This window comes from Nitrospirota bacterium, assembly GCA_016178585.1.
Classification (GTDB): domain Bacteria; phylum Nitrospirota; class Nitrospiria; order JACQBW01; family JACQBW01; genus JACOTA01.
Window position 1 is genome coordinate 22,394 of sequence record JACOTA010000006.1, and the last position, 17,390, is coordinate 39,783.

The 17,390-nt window shown below is 45.2% G+C and carries 17 protein-coding genes; 11 read left to right on the plus strand and 6 right to left on the minus strand.

Translation table 11 applies throughout. From position 1 onward, the window contains the following. Positions 1–13: 13 nt before the first annotated feature. The gene (locus HYR79_00700) at positions 14–676 is read right to left on the minus strand and encodes a peroxiredoxin (protein ID MBI1820206.1); all 663 of its coding nucleotides are present in this window, start codon (positions 674–676) and stop codon (positions 14–16) included. A gap of 275 nt (positions 677–951) precedes the next feature. Here HYR79_00700 and HYR79_00705 point away from each other — a divergent pair, with 275 nt between their 5' ends. Then, positions 952–1,698, plus strand: a complete 747-nt coding sequence (locus HYR79_00705; protein ID MBI1820207.1) for a hypothetical protein — start codon at positions 952–954, stop codon at positions 1,696–1,698. Between the two features lie 93 nt (positions 1,699–1,791). On the opposite strand, the gene HYR79_00710 is transcribed toward HYR79_00705, so the two are convergent. Next, the gene (locus HYR79_00710) at positions 1,792–1,965 is read right to left on the minus strand and encodes a VOC family protein (protein MBI1820208.1); all 174 of its coding nucleotides are present in this window, start codon (positions 1,963–1,965) and stop codon (positions 1,792–1,794) included. A gap of 317 nt (positions 1,966–2,282) precedes the next feature. On the opposite strand from HYR79_00710, the gene HYR79_00715 reads away from it, so the two are divergent. The 10 genes from HYR79_00715 (at position 2,283) to HYR79_00760 (ending at position 12,743) form a co-directional block, all read left to right on the plus strand. Continuing rightward, positions 2,283–3,581: a UDP-glucose/GDP-mannose dehydrogenase family protein gene (locus tag HYR79_00715; GenBank protein ID MBI1820209.1), complete on the plus strand. Its 1,299-nt coding sequence runs from the start codon at positions 2,283–2,285 to the stop codon at positions 3,579–3,581. Positions 3,582–3,952: 371 nt separating this feature from the next. Continuing rightward, positions 3,953–4,900, plus strand: coding sequence for a GDP-mannose 4,6-dehydratase (locus HYR79_00720; protein ID MBI1820210.1), 948 nt, complete (start codon positions 3,953–3,955; stop codon positions 4,898–4,900). Positions 4,901–5,039: 139 nt separating this feature from the next. Beyond that, a complete protein-coding gene (locus tag HYR79_00725; GenBank protein ID MBI1820211.1) occupies positions 5,040–5,417 on the plus strand; it encodes a response regulator in 378 nt (125 codons plus the stop codon). A gap of 459 nt (positions 5,418–5,876) precedes the next feature. After that, positions 5,877–6,515 carry a 16S rRNA (guanine(527)-N(7))-methyltransferase RsmG gene (rsmG, locus tag HYR79_00730; protein ID MBI1820212.1) on the plus strand — a complete coding sequence of 213 codons (639 nt, stop codon included), beginning with the start codon at positions 5,877–5,879 and terminating at the stop codon, positions 6,513–6,515. Positions 6,516–6,848: 333 nt separating this feature from the next. Next, the gene (locus tag HYR79_00735) at positions 6,849–7,616 is read left to right on the plus strand and encodes a ParA family protein (GenBank protein ID MBI1820213.1); all 768 of its coding nucleotides are present in this window, start codon (positions 6,849–6,851) and stop codon (positions 7,614–7,616) included. An 87-nt stretch (positions 7,617–7,703) separates the two neighbouring features. Continuing rightward, the gene (locus HYR79_00740; protein ID MBI1820214.1) at positions 7,704–8,561 is read left to right on the plus strand and encodes a ParB/RepB/Spo0J family partition protein; all 858 of its coding nucleotides are present in this window, start codon (positions 7,704–7,706) and stop codon (positions 8,559–8,561) included. Positions 8,562–8,732: 171 nt separating this feature from the next. After that, on the plus strand, positions 8,733–9,137 hold the full coding sequence (locus HYR79_00745) for a polymer-forming cytoskeletal protein (protein ID MBI1820215.1): 405 nt from the start codon (positions 8,733–8,735) through the stop codon (positions 9,135–9,137). A gap of 42 nt (positions 9,138–9,179) precedes the next feature. Beyond that, positions 9,180–10,244 carry a tRNA 2-thiouridine(34) synthase MnmA gene (gene mnmA / locus HYR79_00750; protein MBI1820216.1) on the plus strand — a complete coding sequence of 355 codons (1,065 nt, stop codon included), beginning with the start codon at positions 9,180–9,182 and terminating at the stop codon, positions 10,242–10,244. Then, complete coding sequence (locus HYR79_00755; protein MBI1820217.1) at positions 10,241–10,888, plus strand: alpha/beta hydrolase; 648 nt, start codon at positions 10,241–10,243, stop codon at positions 10,886–10,888. Before mnmA ends, HYR79_00755 begins: the two co-directional genes overlap by 4 nt. Positions 10,889–11,042: 154 nt before the next feature. Then, positions 11,043–12,743 (plus strand): sensor domain-containing phosphodiesterase, encoded by a 1,701-nt coding sequence (locus HYR79_00760; GenBank protein ID MBI1820218.1) that lies wholly within the window; start codon positions 11,043–11,045, stop codon positions 12,741–12,743. A 63-nt stretch (positions 12,744–12,806) separates the two neighbouring features. Here the strand turns inward: HYR79_00760 and HYR79_00765 are convergent, their stop codons facing one another. The 4 genes from HYR79_00765 to HYR79_00780 form a co-directional block, all read right to left on the minus strand. Next, positions 12,807–13,337, minus strand: coding sequence for an O-acetyl-ADP-ribose deacetylase (locus tag HYR79_00765; protein ID MBI1820219.1), 531 nt, complete (start codon positions 13,335–13,337; stop codon positions 12,807–12,809). Positions 13,338–13,580: 243 nt separating this feature from the next. After that, the gene (locus HYR79_00770; protein MBI1820220.1) at positions 13,581–15,062 is read right to left on the minus strand and encodes an HD domain-containing protein; all 1,482 of its coding nucleotides are present in this window, start codon (positions 15,060–15,062) and stop codon (positions 13,581–13,583) included. 414 nt (positions 15,063–15,476) lie between these two features. Further along, the gene (locus tag HYR79_00775) at positions 15,477–16,784 is read right to left on the minus strand and encodes a type II toxin-antitoxin system HipA family toxin (protein MBI1820221.1); all 1,308 of its coding nucleotides are present in this window, start codon (positions 16,782–16,784) and stop codon (positions 15,477–15,479) included. Then, positions 16,784–17,035 carry a helix-turn-helix domain-containing protein gene (locus tag HYR79_00780; protein MBI1820222.1) on the minus strand — a complete coding sequence of 84 codons (252 nt, stop codon included), beginning with the start codon at positions 17,033–17,035 and terminating at the stop codon, positions 16,784–16,786. Before HYR79_00780 ends, HYR79_00775 begins: the two co-directional genes overlap by 1 nt. Positions 17,036–17,390: the final 355 nt, after the last annotated feature.

Here is a 17,390-nt window from a genome sequence, read left to right on the forward strand (position 1 = left end):
CAGAGGGTATTTTTTAAACTTTTGGGAGGTCTTTCAGGCAGAGATAAAAATCCTGATAGAGATAATCTTTTCCTTTATGGCTTTCCCGTTCTTTAACCTCATCCACTTTTTTGGGCGGCGGCACAACCACCTTGTTTCCCGGCGTCCAGTTCACCGGTGTCGCAACGGTAAACTTGTCAGCCGTTTGCAGCGAAGTGACCAATCGAATGATCTCTTCGACGTTCCGTCCCACATTCATCGGATAGTAAACAAGGGCGCGGACAACCCGTTTGGGATCGATGATAAAAACCGCGCGAATGGTTGCCGTGGCGCTGGCTCCCGGATGGATCATTCCATAAGCCTGTGAAACCTTCATGTCGATATCGGCAATCATTGGAAAAGGGATTTCAACACCCATTTTCTCTTTCATGTTTTGAAGCCAGGCCAAATGGGAATGAATGCTATCGACGCTGATACCGATTAATTTTGTTGAAATTTTCTTAAAATCTTCGCTTCGCCGTCCAAACTCCATAAGCTCGGTGCTGCAAACCGGGGTAAAGTCGGCCGGATGAGAAAAAAGGACGACCCACTCTTTTCCCTGCCACTCGCTAAAAGTCATCTCACCGGAATGGGTGGTCACTGCCTTAAAATCCGGAGCGACATCTCCAATTTTAGGTAAACTTAATCCTTCTGCCATAGCTAATCTCCTTAAAGTTTATCGGTTTAGTAAGAAAATTATAATCACCCCATTTCCTCCCAAGACCAGCGATAGACTTCGCACCCACTTATTAATCATGTCATTGCGAGCACCGAAGGGTGCGTGGCAATCTTATCGTAAAGTCTTGAGATTGCTTCACTTTGTTCGCAATGACAGCTTTCTAACTCTGTTCTTGGTACTTTTTCTTTATGATGAAATTAAGCTTAAGAAGCTCCGACGTATTTGTATTTATTTGAACCTAACGGGAGGAAATAATGCTGAATATAATAAAAGTATTAGTAAAAAGCTCCTTTAGAGTGGGAATGTTTCTGGTCCTATTCTTTTATTTTGCTCCAAAAACGCCTCTTTTAGCCTATGACGTGATTCCTGTTAAACGGGGAGGAGAACTTTTCGGGTCCATCAAATTTATGGGGGAACCCCCTCCCAATCGATCCCATCAGGTGTTGAATAACCCGGAATTTTGCGGATCGGCGGTTCTAGAAGAGACCACCCTTGTCAATCCCGAAAATCATGGCCTGAAAAATGTTGTGATCAGCATTGAGAAAATCGAGCGGGGCAAAAAACCACTTTTATCCTCTCTGGTATTGGAAAATCGTCATTGCCATTTTGTGCCGCACGTTCAGATGGGAATGGTGGGGAGTTCATATGAAATCAGGAATTCAGATCCGGTGCTCCATAATACCCATCTCTATACCGAATCGGTAACCCTTGTCAATGTCGCTATGCCCGCCAGCGGGAACAATATCAGAAAAACGATTGTAAAAAAAGGAATCATCAATGCCAAATGTGATGCTCACAAGTTCATGCAAGGGTGGATATTTGTTTCGGATAACCCATACGGTGCGGTTACTGATCAAGATGGAAATTACAGAATTTCTGACATTCCCCCCGGCAAATATAAAATCGGGATCTGGCATGAAAGCCTTCCGCTTCAGGAAAAAGAAGTGGTGATTTCTCCGGAAAAGGAAACCGAACTCTCAATAAAATTTCCCGTGCGCTAAAAGGACTCTGATCACGTTTTTCTGCCTCTGGACGCAAAACCGGGAAGACTAAAATCTTATAAAATAAGAGGCTTGATGGCGGAGAGAACCGCCTCAGGATGGTTGAGCGTCTTCTCCCACCTCTATCAGAAGCAGTTCATGATGAGTTCGACCGGAAGTCAAAGCCGCCGCCGGAAAATTCAATTGACCTTTTTCAATATGCTGGAAACCCGGAAGCTCTTTATAAAATTTGAGCGATTGCTTCAGGTTTCTTACATACAAAACCACATGGCCCCCAAGAACAGAGTTAGAAAGCTGTCATTGCGAACAAAGTGAAGCAATCTCAAGACTTTACGATAAGATTGCCACGCACCCTTCGGTGCTCGCAATGACATGATTAATAAGTGGGTGCGAAGTCTATCGCTGGTCTTGGAAATCGATCAATTTCCTTGCACTTTCGTCAATGCCCACCCTTCACTGAAGGGTTACCAAAAAGGAAATAATCAATTTGACCTGCAAAAAGTTTTCTGTTAAACCTTTACCTGACGCGCCGTAAAGCTTCGGGGTTTATTTTTTTAAGTCATTTTAAGTAAAAGGGGGAATCAATGAAAATTTGCATGATTGGCGCGGGATATGTCGGGCTGGTAACCGGCGCCTGTTTTGCCGAATTTGGCATCCAGACGACCTGTATCGATAAGGATAAGGTCAAAATCAAAACGCTTGAAAAAGGAGAAATCCCTTTTTATGAGCCGGGGTTGAGAGAACTCGTCGCAAAAAATGTCCTTCAAAAGCGCCTTGCCTTTTCTTCGGATTTAAATAAATCGATTGAAAAAAGCGAAGTCATTTTTATCGCCTGCGGAACCCCGCAGGGCCACAACCGGGAAGCTGATCTGACGGCCATCAAAGAGGCGGCGAAAACGATTGGCCAAAACTTGAAAGGGTATAAGGTGATTGTGACCAAAAGCACAGTCCCGGTGGGAACCAGCGAGGCGGTTAAAAAAATCATTGCCCAATACGCGGGAAAGCGAAAATTCGATGTGGTTTCAAACCCTGAGTTTTTGAGAGAAGGGTCGGCCATTGAAGATTTTATGCGGCCTAACCGCGTCATCATCGGTTCCGACAGCCCAAAAGCCCTTGAGACCATGAAAGACCTCTACCGGGTGCTTTATTTGATTGAAACCCCCTTTGTCCTCACCGATTTAAGGACGGCGGAGTTGATCAAGTATGTTTCGAACTCTTTTTTAGCCACCAAGGTTTCTTTCATTAACGAAGTGGCGAATTTATGCGAGCTGGTGGGCGCGGATGTTCAGGTGGTTTCCAAAGGAATGGGGCTTGATCATCGAATCGGGAACAAGTTTTTACATGCCGGACCCGGTTTTGGAGGGTCCTGTTTTCCGAAAGACACCCAGGCTCTGGTAAAAATTGCGGAGGCGGCCGGCTATTCATTTCAACTGGTCAAAACGGCAATCGAGGTCAACGAAAAACAACGAACCCGGATGGTTCAAAAGATCCAAAAAGCGCTGGGAGGGTTTAAAAATAAAACGCTCGGGGTGCTTGGCCTTTCGTTTAAACCGAACACAGATGATTTAAGAGAGTCTCCAGCCATTGCGATTATTCAGCAATTACAGGCCAGGGGAGTGGCGATTCAGGCTTATGATCCGGTGGCGATGGAAGGGGCTAAAGCGGTCTATAAAAAAATTTCCTATGGCGCGGACCCGTATCAAACGGCAAGAGGAGCCGATGGGCTGGTTTTGTTGACGGAATGGAATGAGTTTAGAAACCTCGACCTTTTACGAATGAAAGAGTTGTTAAAAACACCCCTTTTAATGGATCTTCGCAACGTGTATGATCCCCAAAAGGTTCGAGCTCTGGGATTCACCTACGTTTCCGTTGGCCGTCAATAGTAGGGGGTTTCTGAGCTTTGCCTGCTCCCGGTATAAGTTTCAGATGCCGTTTATCAAGACCACGGCAGGGGCATTCCGTCATGAGTCAAAGCGTCGACCATGATTTTCTCCTGTGACGTATTTGCTTCGGCCTGAAGCGCTCACGAAGCGCGCTTCAGGCAGGTGGTTTATCTTTTGAGGGGTTGGATTCAAAATTTATATGTCCGCTGCGGAACCGCTCCCAAAGCAAGCTCGGAGGCACCTACCCATTCCTCCATCCCCCTGCCGTGGTCCTGGCTCCGGTTGTCTCTAAAAACCGTGGGTGGACAAGGGTTTCTGAGAGGCGCGGAATCCAGGTGAATCTAAACGGTTAAAAAAAGGGGACGCAAAGGTTGGAAAAAATATTGGTGACGGGGGCGGCGGGTTTTATTGGTTCTCATTTGACCGGCCGTCTTTTATCACTCGGATACAGGGTTTACGGACTCGACAACTTTGACTCCTTTTATGACCCGGCCTTAAAACAAAAGAACGTCGACCTGTTTAAAGACCACCCTCTTTTTTCCCTTTTTGTCGGGGATATTCGGGACACTCCTTTTTTAGAAAGAATTTTTGCCCGGCAGTCGTTTGACAAAATCGTCCATCTGGCGGCTCGCGCCGGCGTTCGCCCCTCCATTCAAAACCCCTTGCTTTACGAAGAGGTGAATATTAAAGGGACGCTCAACCTCCTGGAGCTTTCGCGGATTCATTCCATTAAGCAATTTGTGTTCGCCTCTTCCTCCTCCGTTTACGGCGGGAATATTAAAACCCCTTTTTCTGAAGCCGATCCGGTCGATTCACCCGGCTCGCCCTATGCGGCAACTAAAAAAGCCGGGGAGCTCTTTTGCTATAACTACCACCATCTTTATCAAATTCCAATGACTTGTTTACGGTTTTTTACGGTGTATGGCCCGAGACAACGCCCGGAAATGGCCATCCATCTTTTTGCGCGAGCGATCTTTGAAGGAAAGTCCCTCCCTTTGTTCGGCGATGGAACCATCAGGCGGGATTTTACCTACATCGACGACATTATCGACGGGATCGTCCAGGCGATAAAAAATCCTTTCGAGTTTGAGATTTTTAATCTGGGAGAGTCGGAAACCCATCCGATGAATAAAGTTATCGAATTACTGTCAAAATATATTGGAAAACCAGCCAGGATAAATTACCTTCCCGTTGCGCCGGGGGATATGTTAATCACCTATGCCGATATTTCGAAAGCGCGAAAGAAATTAGGGTATGATCCTAAAACCCCCCTTGAACAAGGCGTTTTTAAATTTGTGGAGAACCTGAAAAAACAGTAATCCAGCCTTAAACCCGGTCCGGTCTTTTACTTTTAGGATTGATCTTGTTGTTTAACTTCGCTATTCTTTGTCCCGATCTCTTGAGAAAAGTTTCTTTTTCGTTTTTGGCGCGGTTTTGTACAAAAGAGAGGAAAAATAAATGGCCCAAAAAGTTCTTCTTATTGACGACAGTGATTTTGTGCGAACGATGTTTTTAACCGTTTTGATGACCGGGGGGTTTCAGGTTTCAGCCGCAAAAGATGGAAACGAAGGAATCGCGGCCATTACTAAAGAAAAACCTGATTTAATTTTGCTTGATTTAATGATGCCGGTTATGGATGGGTTTAAAGTTCTTTCTTTTTTAAGAGGCGATCCGAAAACGGCTGACATTCCCGTGATCGTCCTGTCGGCCAAAGGAAACCCGGAAGAAATTCAAAAAGCAATGTCGTTGGGAGCAAAAGATTTTTTAATTAAGTCCACCACTCCTCCTAAAAAAGTTTTAGAGAAAGTTAAATTTCACCTCTCCTCGCCCAAATAACTATGTAAATATTTGATTTTATTATATTTTAAAATTAATGTTCCACGTGGAACATTTTTAGTTTTGCTTCAGTTTTTGGTGTCAGATGGGCATTGGAATGTCTCTCTCCAATGCCATCGAACCTTGTCCGAATCTCTGTATTTTTCTTGCCCCTCCCCAGTTTTATCCAAAAGAACCGGGACCAAGGCCAGGGGAGGGGGTTGGAGGAATGGGTCGTACGCCAAAACAACCCTTTAAGAGACAAACCACCTGCCTGAAGCGCGTTTCATGAGCGCTTCAGGCCATTGCAATGACGACAGAGGAGACAATAACGGGAGACGTTTTGACCCGTGACGGAAACTCCCTCCCCTGGCCTGAAAAAACGACTATTTTAAAAAACTGGGGGTGGGCAAGCTAGATTTTTATATTATGGTAGGGTTAATCATTTTTGCGGTCCAAAACTGAAATAAAGCCGTTTTTATGAAATACTTATTGTTAGAGAATATCCTGAAAAAAGGGGCTAAGGAGTTAGGTTTTAATCTGACTTTTAAGCAGCTTCAGCTATTTCAAGACTATAATGAATTGCTCCTTTTTTGGAATAAGGCTATTAATTTAACGACGATTGTTGATGAAGAAGAGGTTGCTCAAAAACATTTTGTAGATTCCCTGGCGTATATCAAAGCTTTTCCTCCATTTTTTGCTGAATTGAAATTTCTGGATATCGGGAGCGGAGCCGGTTTTCCCGGCGTTCCTCTTAAAATTGTTTTTCCTGATCTGAAAATTTGTCTGATGGAGCCTTCTTTTAAAAGAACGTCTTTCCTTCATACCCTTAATTCGAGGCTTAAATTGGATGTTCGAATCATTGAAGAAAAAGCCGAGAAATGGCTTAAACAGAATCAGGAATATTTTGATGTCATGATGATGCGGGCTGTGGGGCAAATTGACCATTTCATCGATCAAATTTTTGATTATTTAAATCCAAACGGAAGGATCATTATTTCAACGGGTCCAGGAGAGCGGCTTTTTAATAATAAGAAGGGTCGGGACGTTGAAACGATCTCCTTTCTCCTCCCTTTAACGACGATTAGGCGAAATCTGTTGATCATTCATAAGTCCTAAAAATGGTAGTAGGGGCAGGTCCCCGTGCCTGCCCGATGTGTGATGTTCGGCATATAAAATATAGAAGACGTCCCTTGGTTATTCTTTTATAGGGCAGGCACAGGGGCCTGCCCCTACAATATAATTTATAATACATTGATTATATTAACTAAACAGGAAATGTTCCACGTGGAACATTTTTAGAAATAGACAGAACGTCTGCCCGGAATGTTCCACGTGGAACAAACCAACGAAATTTTTTGAGGAATAAGTTGATTATTTTTAATTTTGTGGTATGATCCTCCCTTTATTTACTTAAATTTTACTTTTCTATCTTTTGTTTATTGGAAATTTATGGCTAGAATTATTGCAGTCGCAAACCAAAAAGGGGGGGTCGGAAAGACGACCACAGCCATTAATTTGTCGGCCTCTTTAGCTGTTTTGGAGAAAAAGATTTTATTGATTGACGCCGACCCTCAGGGAAATGCAACGAGCGGTTGCGGCATCGACAAAAAAACCGGGCTTTTAACCCTTTATAATATTTTTGCTCAGCAAAATATGATCAGCGAGGTAATTTTAGAAACCGAAATTAAAAACCTTCAAATTGTTCCATCGACCGGAGACCTCGTCGGGGCGGAAATTGAACTGATTCAGTATCCGGAGAGGGAGTTTATTCTAAAAAAGGCCCTGGATGCGGTCAGTTCAAAGTACGATTATATCTTTATCGATTGCCCTCCTTCTCTCGGTCTTTTGACCGTAAATGCGCTAGTCGCCGCGCAAACCGTTTTGATTCCTGTGCAATGTGAATATTATGCTATGGAAGGGTTGACCCAGCTTCTAAAAACGATCCAATTGGTTCATCGGTCGCTGAACCCCGCCCTTGAGATTGAAGGGCTTTTGCTGACGATGTTTGACAGTCGGAATAATCTCTGCAACCAGGTGGTTGAAGAGGTCCGAAAACATTTTAATGAAAAAGTGTTTACCATTACAATTCCCAGAAATATTGCTTTAGCTGAGGCGCCAAGCCATGGAAAACCCGTTTTACTTTACAATATCCTTTCAAAGGGAGCTCAGACATATTTGGAAGCGGCTAAAGAATTAATTACGAATTCCACGAATTAAGCTTTGTTTAAATCCGGTTGTTTTGGATCTATTATTAATGGAAACGATTAATCATCTCTTCTTCTTCGCTTGGAGGTTAAACATTAAATGGAGCGGCAAAAACTAGGAAAAGGATTAGGCGCCCTGCTTGGGGAAACGATTCTGACCGGGGAGGAAACTAAATCAAAAGAATTTATCGAGGTGGAAATTTCCCGCGTCATACCGAATAGATATCAGCCAAGAATTGATTTTGATTCGAAGGAGCTGGAAGAGCTTGCGGCTTCGATTCAAATCAATGGAGTCATTCAACCGATCATGATCAGATCCAAAGGGTCCAATCAATACGAGCTCGTAGCGGGAGAAAGACGGTTTAGAGCCTCTAAAATGGCTGGTTTAACGAAAATCCCGGCGTATATTAAAAATATTTCAGACCGGGAGATGCTGGAGTTTGCGTTAATTGAAAATATCCAGAGAGCTGACTTAAACCCTCTTGAAGAGGCCCGGGCCTATGAACGGTTGATTAAAGAGTTTGAGTTAACCCAGGAAGAGATTTCAAAACAGGTCGGAAAAGAGCGTTCGAGTATTGCAAACAGTTTAAGGCTCCTTGATCTTCCGAAAGAAATTCGTGATTTTATTTTCGAAAATAAAATTTCAGTGGGACATGCGAAAATTCTTCTCACCCTTTCAGACCGCGACCGCCAAATTTCCCTGGCTAACCAGATCATTGAAAAAGGGATTTCTGTCCGCCAGACCGACCTTTTGGCAAAAAAAATCGTTCAACCCCGCCATACGAAGAGCAAGAAAAAGGAGGCGCTATGGGTTGATCTTGAAGACCGGTTGAAAAGATCGCTTGGAACGAAGGTTTCTATTGAGAGCGGCCGTAAAGGTGGAAAAATTATGATAGAATATTATAATCCTGAAGATTTAGAGCGTTTGATGGAAATCATGCTGGGGTGGAATCAATAATAAAAAAAATTGATATCACACGTTAGCTTTGGGTGCTTGATGTCCCTAAAATGCCCATCTCTCCGCCGCCGAAGTCTCCGTTTAGGGCACACCAGGCACATCTTTTTTGTACGGTTGAAGAACCGCCCAATATTATAAAAACATAAATAAATTAAGGAGTTATGAGATATGATGACCAAAGAAAAAGAACGGAAAGAGACTGTAACAGGCGAAATTATAGCTTTTCTCGGGAAAGGGACCTCGTTTAAAGGGGTTATTACCTATGATGGTACCGTTCGAATCGATGGAAATGTCGATGGTGAAATTATTACAAAGGGCTCTCTGGTCGTCGGAGAGAGTGCAGAAATTAAGGCGGAAATCGAAGTAGGGAGCCTCGTTTGCGGCGGTTCGATTAATGGGAACATTGTCGCATTTGAAAAAATTCAACTAATCGCTCCGGCGATTGTCACGGGCACTATCAAAACCCCGATTTTGGTGATCGAAGAAGGGGTTCGTTTTAATGGAACGGTTGACATGGGAAAATCGCCCTCGCACGCCGCTCCCGAAAACCACCCTACCGAAAAAGAAGGGGAATAAACCTTCCGTCAGATATTTTAAATGATCTGACTTAAAGAAAAGATGAAAATCGCAGTAGGGATGAGCGGCGGCGTGGATAGCGCCGTGACCGCCGCTCTTTTACAACAGCAAGGACATGAGGTGATCGGTCTACACCTTCGTTTATATAAAGACGAAGGGGATGAGGCAAAACATTGGCTTGACCGTTCCTGTTGTAAAATTGGCCTGGCCAAACATGTCTGTCAACAACTCAAACTCGATATCCAGGTTTTTGACGTTCAGGACGATTTTCGTTCTCTGGTCATTGATAACTTTACCGATGAGTATAAAAAAGGGAGAACCCCAAACCCCTGCGTCCGTTGCAATGAAAGCATTAAATTTGGAACTTTAATCGAGAAGGCCGGGGAGGTCGGGGCCGAGGCTCTTGCGACCGGCCATTACGCAAAAATCGTCTATAATAAAATAACAAAACGATATCAATTACTTAGACCAAAAGATCAGGTCAAAGATCAGACCTATTTTCTCTATCGTCTCAAACAGGAGCAACTGAAAAAAATTCTTTTTCCTTTGGCGGACATGGAGAAAAAGGAAATATACAAAATCGCGGAAGCCCTTGATTTTCCATATGAAGATGTACTTGAAAGTCAAGAGGTCTGTTTTGTCAATCAGGGGGATTATCGGACTTTTTTAAAAGACGAAACCGCGGTGGAAGCGCCTAAAGGGGAATTTGTTTCATCTGCCGGGGAAGTGATGGGAGAGCATCAAGGGATTCCTTTTTACACCGTCGGCCAGAGAAGGGGGCTTGGCGTAGCGACAGGAAAGCGCCAGTTTGTGATTCGAATAAATTCCACCACCAACCAAATTGTTATCGGTGACGAGGCCGACCTCTACCATAAAAACCTAATGGTGGGTGATTTAAACTGGATTGCTTTGGATCGCCTTTCCGAGTCGGTCCAGGCCGGCGTAAAAATTCGGTATAAATCGACCGAGGCAAAGGCCTGGCTAGAACCCGTCGATGAGAAAAGGATAAAAATCATTTTTGATGAACCTCAAAAAGGAGGCGCCCCGGGTCAGTCGGCGGTTTTTTATCAGGGAGAGGTTGTGGTCGGCGGCGGGGTGATCGAATGAGTCTGGAGTTTTTTGAAATCAATCCCCAAAAAGGAAAGCCTCTGGGATGCGTCATAGGCCTTCATGGACTGGGGGCAAACGGAAAAGACCTCATGCCCCTGGCCGAACAACTCAATCTTCCTCAAACAAAGTTTATTTTTCCGAACGGTCCGTTTCCGGTTGAATATTCCTACGAGGGGAGAGCCTGGTATCAGCTTCCCCGTGAAAACGGGAGAGGAATTCCGGTTAGCCGAAAAAAGTTAATTGAACTGGTTCAGCAAATCGAATCTTCGGGGATCCCCGCGCGAGAAATTATGATCGCCGGATTTTCGCAAGGTGCGGTGATGAGTCTGGACGCCGGCCTTCGTTATCCCAACAAGCTTTGCGGATTAATGGCTTTAAGCGGCTATCTCCATGCCCCCGAAAGGCTTTCCGAAGAAAAATCTTCAGAAAATAAAGGTCTGCCGGTTCTAGTCTGCCACGGCGTCGAGGATGATGTTCTCCCGGTTCAGGGGAGCCGAGAAGCGGCGTTGGTTTTGGAAAAAGAAGGATATTCCGTGGCCTACCATGAATTCCCCATCGGCCATCAGATTGTTCCGGAAGAATTGCGTATTATTCGTCAGTTTATTCTCACCTCCCTCCACCGATCCCTGTTTCCTTCTTAATGCTTTTGAGTTTAAGTTGTAAGGTTTAAGGCTGGCGACCGGGTGTTGCGCCTGCCATGCGTGTTCAAACGTTTGAAGATTCAGAAGCGCCAGGATTTAAAAGATTTGTGCAGCAGGCCGGAAGGGCTTATTCTATTCTTCATGAGGATCGGGTTTGAATCATTTGACCGGACGAGTTTTTCAAACTCCACGGAAGGGACCGGCTGCGGTTTTTGCCGGCGATAAAATCATCAGTAATTTTGAATATCCAACCCGTACCCCTTGTGAAACGGTTGTCGGTGGAAAGAAACTGCGCATCTATCCTAAAGAGGTGATGACGCGATTTCCAGATGCTCAAAGATTACGGGAAATGGGGGTCGAGAGTTATATTGGCGCTCCTTTGTTCGACTCATCCGGCCATCCAATGGGATTACTGGTTGTCATGGACAGCAAGCCGATAGCCAATCCTGAAATGGTGGAATCTCTCATGCAAATGTTTACGTTCCGCACGTCATTAGAACTTGAACGAAAGCGGTTAGAAGAAACGATTCAGCGGCTGGAATACTACGACTCGACAACCGGCCTGCCCAATCAGCTCTTTTTCTATGATCTTCTTCATAAGGCCATTCAAAAGGCGGAGCGCAACAATGAATCTTTAGCTGTCCTTCTCATTGATCTCGACCGTTTCAATGAGATCAATGACACCCTGGGATTTTATCGAGGGAATCGTCTCCTGCGGGAGGTGGGAAAGCGTTTTGACACGGTGGGACAAACTGGAGCGGTTGCGCGTCTTGCAGGTGACGAATTTGGATTGATATTGCCAAAAGCTTCGTCCGAAGAAGCAGCCAGGTTCGCTTCCCGGATTTTAAAAACTTTGCAAGAACCATTTGATATTGAAGGCATACCGGTTCAGGTTGAGGCAGGAGTCGGCATTGCGCTTTATCCTGATGAAGGAAAAAATCCAGACAATCTCATTCTAAGGGCTGAAATAGCCCTATATACGTCGAAGAAGTCCGAGAAAACTGTTGATGCGGCAAAACCGGGCGGCAACGAAGTCAACCATTCACCTGTTCATGTTCAATCTATTTCGGAGCCGCTTTCCCTGATGAAAAGTCTGCACCAGGGTATAGAAAACGGCCAGCTGTTTCTTGTTTACCAGCCCAAGTTAGACCTCCGCACTAAACGGGTCACCGGGGTTGAAGCCCTGGTACGGTGGCGTCATCCAAAACTTGGAATCGTTCTGCCGGAGCAGTTCATTCCATTTGCAGAGAAAGCGGATTTGATGAAACCCCTTACTTTGTTTGTTCTGAAAGAGGCTGTGAACCAATGCCGGCTCTGGCATGAATCGGGGCGAAAGATCAGCGTCGCTATGAACCTGGTCAGACAGAGTTTGCTGGACTCTGACCTTCCGGACCAAATCTGCAAATTATTAGAAGTCTGTGGTGTCGATCCTGCCTGGCTGGATGTAGAGATTACTGAAAGCATCATCATGTCTGATCAGAACAAGATAGCGAATGCCATTGTTCAAATCGCCAGAAAGGGAGTCACGCTATCTCTTGACAATTTTGGCTTCCGTTCTTCTTCGATGAATTACCTGACAAAACTTCCCATTCATTCAATAAAAATTGATCGGTCCTATGTCATGGACTCCATCACGAGTTCGGACCATGCAATGGTGGTTAAATCGGCTATCGACTTCGCTCATGGCCAGGGTTTGAAGGTTATTGCCGTGGGAGTTGAAGATCAAGAGACGCTGGATCAGCTTGTGGCATTCGATTGTGATGAGGCGCAGGGTTACTTTATCAGCAGACCTGTTTCGGCAGAGGAGCTTACTCCATGGCTGGATGAGTCGCCCTTGATTTTAGAGAAAAAATAGACCTCAAAAACATCACGGATTCAGGAAGAGATGAAGAAAAACCGCCCTGTTTCCATGAACCCATCAGATAGGTTCGGACAACGCCGTTTTATAGGCGGCAAACGCTTCGGGTCCAAACAGGACAAACCGGACCCGCCGGATATCCTCGTACTGATTCAGATAATCCATGACGGTTTGGAGGGCAATCCGGGCCGCTTCAGGGATCGGATAACGATAGGCCCCTGTGCTCAGGGAGGGAAAAGCAATTGACCTGATGCGGTGCCGGGTGGCCAGTTGAAGACTGGACCGGTAAGCGCCGGCCAGAAGCTCCGGTTCCCGGTGCCTGCCGTCTTTGTAGACCGGTCCAACGGTATGGATAACGTATTTTGCTTTAAGCCGGCCCCCGGAGGTGATCCGGGCTTCACCGGTGGGGCAACCCCTGATCTTTTTACATTCTTCTAAAATTTGTGGGCCCCCTGCTCTGTGAATCGCTCCATCCACACCCCCGCCTCCGAGAAGCGTGGTATTGGCGGCATTCACTATCGCTTCCGTGTCCTGCAGGGTAATATCCCCTTCCACCAGTTCCAGAATAGATTTATGAACGGTAACTTTCATCGTCATTTTTTCCTTCTCTGCCGACCATAATGGGGTCAAAAAGCCCGGCTTAAATGATCATAAATTCCCTCCCGCCAATGTGTCCATCCTTGCCTTTCTAAAGAATCAAAAGAGTTAATAGACGGAATGATCTTTTCTACAGGTCAAGGAGCCGGCGGGGAGAGGCGATGAGGTTCTCGAAAGAGAGAACTTTAATTCTATAGTTCAGTTACTTGTTTTAGGCTCTTACCGGTAATTTGTTTTTTATTCTAAGGGAGCTTGCAGAAGAAAATCAATGAGAAGCAGGGAAGCCTGGCGAACGGGTTTAAATTGAATCCCGATCTTATAGCCTGAAGCGGCATTTTCCGCACTGGGCTCCATCCAAGCAACTATGGCAATAAAGGTGATTTTATCAGAATAGGGATACAATCTCACTTGCAAAGGGGTGCCCTCGGAAAGAGGAAAGGACGAATCAAACATCAAACCACCCCTTCCTATGGTTTTGGTCCTGATGGGGTATAGTTCTTTGTCTTTTTCCAGCAGAAGTATACGAAAATCTCCCTTCACTTCTATTTTGATTCTTGGAAATTTTCGCTTTCCTATGGTCGGGGGATGGAGGCTCTCTTTGAATCCTTCCTGGATTTCTCTCACCTTCTTGGGATTTTGAATAAGCGCTTTGACGCAATCCTTATCGAGCTTAAACCCTGCTAATTGCCGCAGCATGGCAAACGCCTCATCGTTTGACCAGGCCGCTTTGTAGCTGCGGGAACTGGTGAGGGCGTCGAAAATATCAGCCACAGAGATCATGCGCGCTTCGATAGGGATTTCTTCTCCCTGTAATCCAAGCACGTATCCCGATCCGTCCAGAGTCTCATGATGATACTCGGCCATGTTGCGTAACATCGTCATGTATTGAAGCGTATTAAGTCCAAAATCTTTGATGATAGAATCGATAATCTCGCGGCCGATAACGACATGTTTTTTGAGTCCGTCAAAATCTTCGTCGGACAGTTTTTCATTTTTTTTAAGCAGAGTATCCGGAACACCCACCTTGCCAATATCGTGCAGAGGAGAGAAGAGAAAAATATTTTCGATATATTCATCACTAAATCCATATTTTGGCGCCAGTTCCTGGGCAATCAGTCGGGCATAATGGGACACCCGGTCGATATGCTGGCCTGTTTCCAAATGATGATAGGCGCTGATTTGTTTGGCCGCCTGGACTGTGGATAGCATCATCCGAATGGTTGCCAGTTCGGTTGAAACGATCGAAGAGATGAAATGACCGAAAAAGTTAAGTTCCTGAAGATTCTCTTGTTGAAAAGATTGTTTCTGGTACGAATTGAAAAAGACAAAACCAAGGAATTGACCATTGAGGAAGATAGGCAGAGTATAACTTGAGCCAAAACCCTGAGAGACAATCTTCTTCGTATGCTCGGCTTTCCCCCCTTCAAATACTGAAAGGTCGTTTACCACGCGAGCTTGACCGCTTTCCATAATGTCTTTTAACGATTTGACGTTGGAGAGTTTGGCCTGGTATCGAACCAGGGGATGGTCTTCATCACTGCTGTAAATAAAGGTTTTAAGAAGATCGCTTTTAGAATCGTGGAGTATAACCGCAATTCGATCAACTCTTTCCACACGATTTTTTAATAGATGATGAATAAATTGAAGTTTTTCAGAGAGAGGAATTTTTTTGTTTAAAAAACTCAATGGGTCTTCATGCAATTCCACTTTCGGATTCATTGAAATATGCTCCTTATCAGGGGGTAGAGAAAATCTGGCTCCAATCGATAATCCGCCCCTTGGGAAAGCTTACCGGTTTTCACGTCTCTCACAATAAGTATACCAAAACATGAAGAAAACGCTAGTCGAAGGGCTTGTTCAGGGAGAAAGAATTAGCATGAATTTTTATCTGAACCTGCTTGACTAGTTATGCCCATTTTACTTCATAAAATATTTGGTCATTGTTTAGCATAAAATAAGAGCCCGCATATAAGAATCTTAAAATGGTCTTATTTGAACCTAGCCCTTTAAACAATGGAAATGGTTTCACAATTTACTTGTAAGGGTGTTTTTCAAACCTTAGACAGAGCACTATTGCCTTTAGAAAATTTTAGGTCCCGAATTTCCCTTCGCAGAGAAATTCGGAGAAGATACCTATGGGATTTGAAACAGTTGCAGGCGACTTTTAATGCCGGTGTTGATGGATGAGGAAATGGCCTCAGGGAAATCAGCCGGCATTTGGTCTTTGGTTTTATCAAGAGCTAGAAGAACTTCGTGTTCCAGTTCTTCTATCACCCCTGTAACCTTCTCCGCTGGAAGGTTGGAAAGCACGGCCGTCTGTATGAAATGCCGTGGAAGGATTTTGTCAATCACATAATGACGGTTGTCGCCAACTGCCATCGCCAATTTCATTTTATTTCTGTTAATCTGCCCTGCATCCACATTCGGTTGCGTTGACATGATGTCGTAAAGCGGTGTCAGGTGAAACCGACCTCCTGGATTCAGGAATACACTGAAGTTCTTTGCATGCCCGTCTGTAGCGCCCAGAAGCCAGAAGGAAAGCTGGGCTTTTAGAAACATTTTCTGATCGTTGGCAGGATCGTCGCTACCTTTCAGCAATTCTAGGATTTGCCGGATCCCAGGACCGCCGTCCGGTTCGTACTTCATGGTAGGTGGGACGGACAAGGCTTGACAACAGTCCTCCTGTGGCCGACGTAAGAGACGCCCATCCGTAGCCCATTGGCGGTCAAAGCGCTCGACAATTAGGACGCGCTTTTCGCCAAAATCTTGAATTGTTGTTTTCGCCACGGGCATTCCTAGAGCGGCCATGAAGGTCATGCAAAAATGTTCATTTTCGACGCTTTGCGAAAGGTCTATGCCGTTTTCAAGCTTGCCGATCTGGGGTTTAAAAATATGCGTGGTTGCAGTCATCCTGTGCGGGATATACCACTTATCCTTCCAGCGCAGCAGTGCAGTTTTCTCCTGAACCCCCGCAATGGAAATGCGGAATTCATCATCTTCGGTGACCCCCAGTGGGGCCCTGCCGAGGTTCTTCAGAATAAGGGCGATCTCTTTGTCAGATATGGGCTGTCCTTCTACTTTTCCGGAGGGTTTTGGTTCCACACCCTCCGGTACGAACTGAAGTGCCCCAATGCAATCTCGGCCGACAGCAGCTAGGAGGCTATATGCATCATCGTCGCCAGCTTTCACTCGCTCCGCGAGGCGGCGGCGGATGACGGTATTTTCGGGCAGTAGGTTGTCAAAAACTGCAATGACAGGTTTTCCGACATACCTGTCCTCACGAAGCGGCAAGGAAAGGGAAATGGGCATCGCATGTTCCCATGCAAGCCAGCTTTTATCGTACTGAAAATCGATTCCGCCTGTACTGCTTTTTTTCAGGTCGCCCACAAGGCGGCCATTTAGAAAGGCCTTGAGTGGAATATGGGTTTTTTGCCGTGCCATTAGAATAACCGTTCAATATCACCGGGTGATGCTTTGGTTCTTGAGCGGATAACCAGCTCAAGGTTCAGGGCTCCTAGGACATCGAGCAATGTCTGCAGTAGAATTGCTTCCTCGCCCTTTTCCAGCCTGGATATAGTAGCCTGGCGCAACTTGATCTTTTTGCCAAGTTCTCCTTGCGTCAGCCCTTGCTGACGGCGGACGCGCCGCACTGCGGCGGCGACTTGTTTTGTTGTGCGGGCAATTTGATCCATGGATACCATCCTTTTTATAAGGTACGTCATATCGTATATTTTGTCAATATACTTCATAACGTATAAATATACTATATACTCTAAAGCGTATAATATATAATATAGGAAAACGATGCTAAAATGGGTTTAAATTTAAATTAAATAGGTTTAGTGCATAGGTATATATACCTATGCACTAAACGAATAATTAAATAATAAAATAAACCAAAAAAAACCGTGTGACCGCTCTGCACCACCACCTCATTGATCCGATCGAGAACCGCTGGTGTGAGGAGGGCAACATTATCCTTCAAGGTCTGCAAGGGATACTCTTTGTCCTCCTCGTCGATCCCATGCCCCAGCATCTGACGCAGGG

Excerpts from the sequence above, each read along its gene's own strand:
- rsmG (MBI1820212.1), top strand. The coding sequence starts at position 5,877 with ATGAAATACTTATTGTTAGAGAATATCCTGAAAAAAGGGGCTAAGGAG.
- HYR79_00775 (MBI1820221.1), bottom strand. The coding sequence starts at position 16,784 with ATGGCACGGCAAAAAACCCATATTCCACTCAAGGCCTTTCTAAATGGC.
- HYR79_00725 (MBI1820211.1), top strand. The coding sequence starts at position 5,040 with ATGGCCCAAAAAGTTCTTCTTATTGACGACAGTGATTTTGTGCGAACG.
- HYR79_00715 (MBI1820209.1), top strand. The coding sequence starts at position 2,283 with ATGAAAATTTGCATGATTGGCGCGGGATATGTCGGGCTGGTAACCGGC.
- HYR79_00765 (MBI1820219.1), bottom strand. The coding sequence starts at position 13,337 with ATGAAAGTTACCGTTCATAAATCTATTCTGGAACTGGTGGAAGGGGAT.
- HYR79_00735 (MBI1820213.1), top strand. The coding sequence starts at position 6,849 with ATGGCTAGAATTATTGCAGTCGCAAACCAAAAAGGGGGGGTCGGAAAG.
- HYR79_00745 (MBI1820215.1), top strand. The coding sequence starts at position 8,733 with ATGACCAAAGAAAAAGAACGGAAAGAGACTGTAACAGGCGAAATTATA.
- HYR79_00780 (MBI1820222.1), bottom strand. The coding sequence starts at position 17,035 with ATGGATCAAATTGCCCGCACAACAAAACAAGTCGCCGCCGCAGTGCGG.
- HYR79_00705 (MBI1820207.1), top strand. The coding sequence starts at position 952 with ATGCTGAATATAATAAAAGTATTAGTAAAAAGCTCCTTTAGAGTGGGA.
- HYR79_00700 (MBI1820206.1), bottom strand. The coding sequence starts at position 676 with ATGGCAGAAGGATTAAGTTTACCTAAAATTGGAGATGTCGCTCCGGAT.
- mnmA (MBI1820216.1), top strand. The coding sequence starts at position 9,180 with ATGAAAATCGCAGTAGGGATGAGCGGCGGCGTGGATAGCGCCGTGACC.
- HYR79_00755 (MBI1820217.1), top strand. The coding sequence starts at position 10,241 with ATGAGTCTGGAGTTTTTTGAAATCAATCCCCAAAAAGGAAAGCCTCTG.
- HYR79_00740 (MBI1820214.1), top strand. The coding sequence starts at position 7,704 with ATGGAGCGGCAAAAACTAGGAAAAGGATTAGGCGCCCTGCTTGGGGAA.
- HYR79_00770 (MBI1820220.1), bottom strand. The coding sequence starts at position 15,062 with ATGAATCCGAAAGTGGAATTGCATGAAGACCCATTGAGTTTTTTAAAC.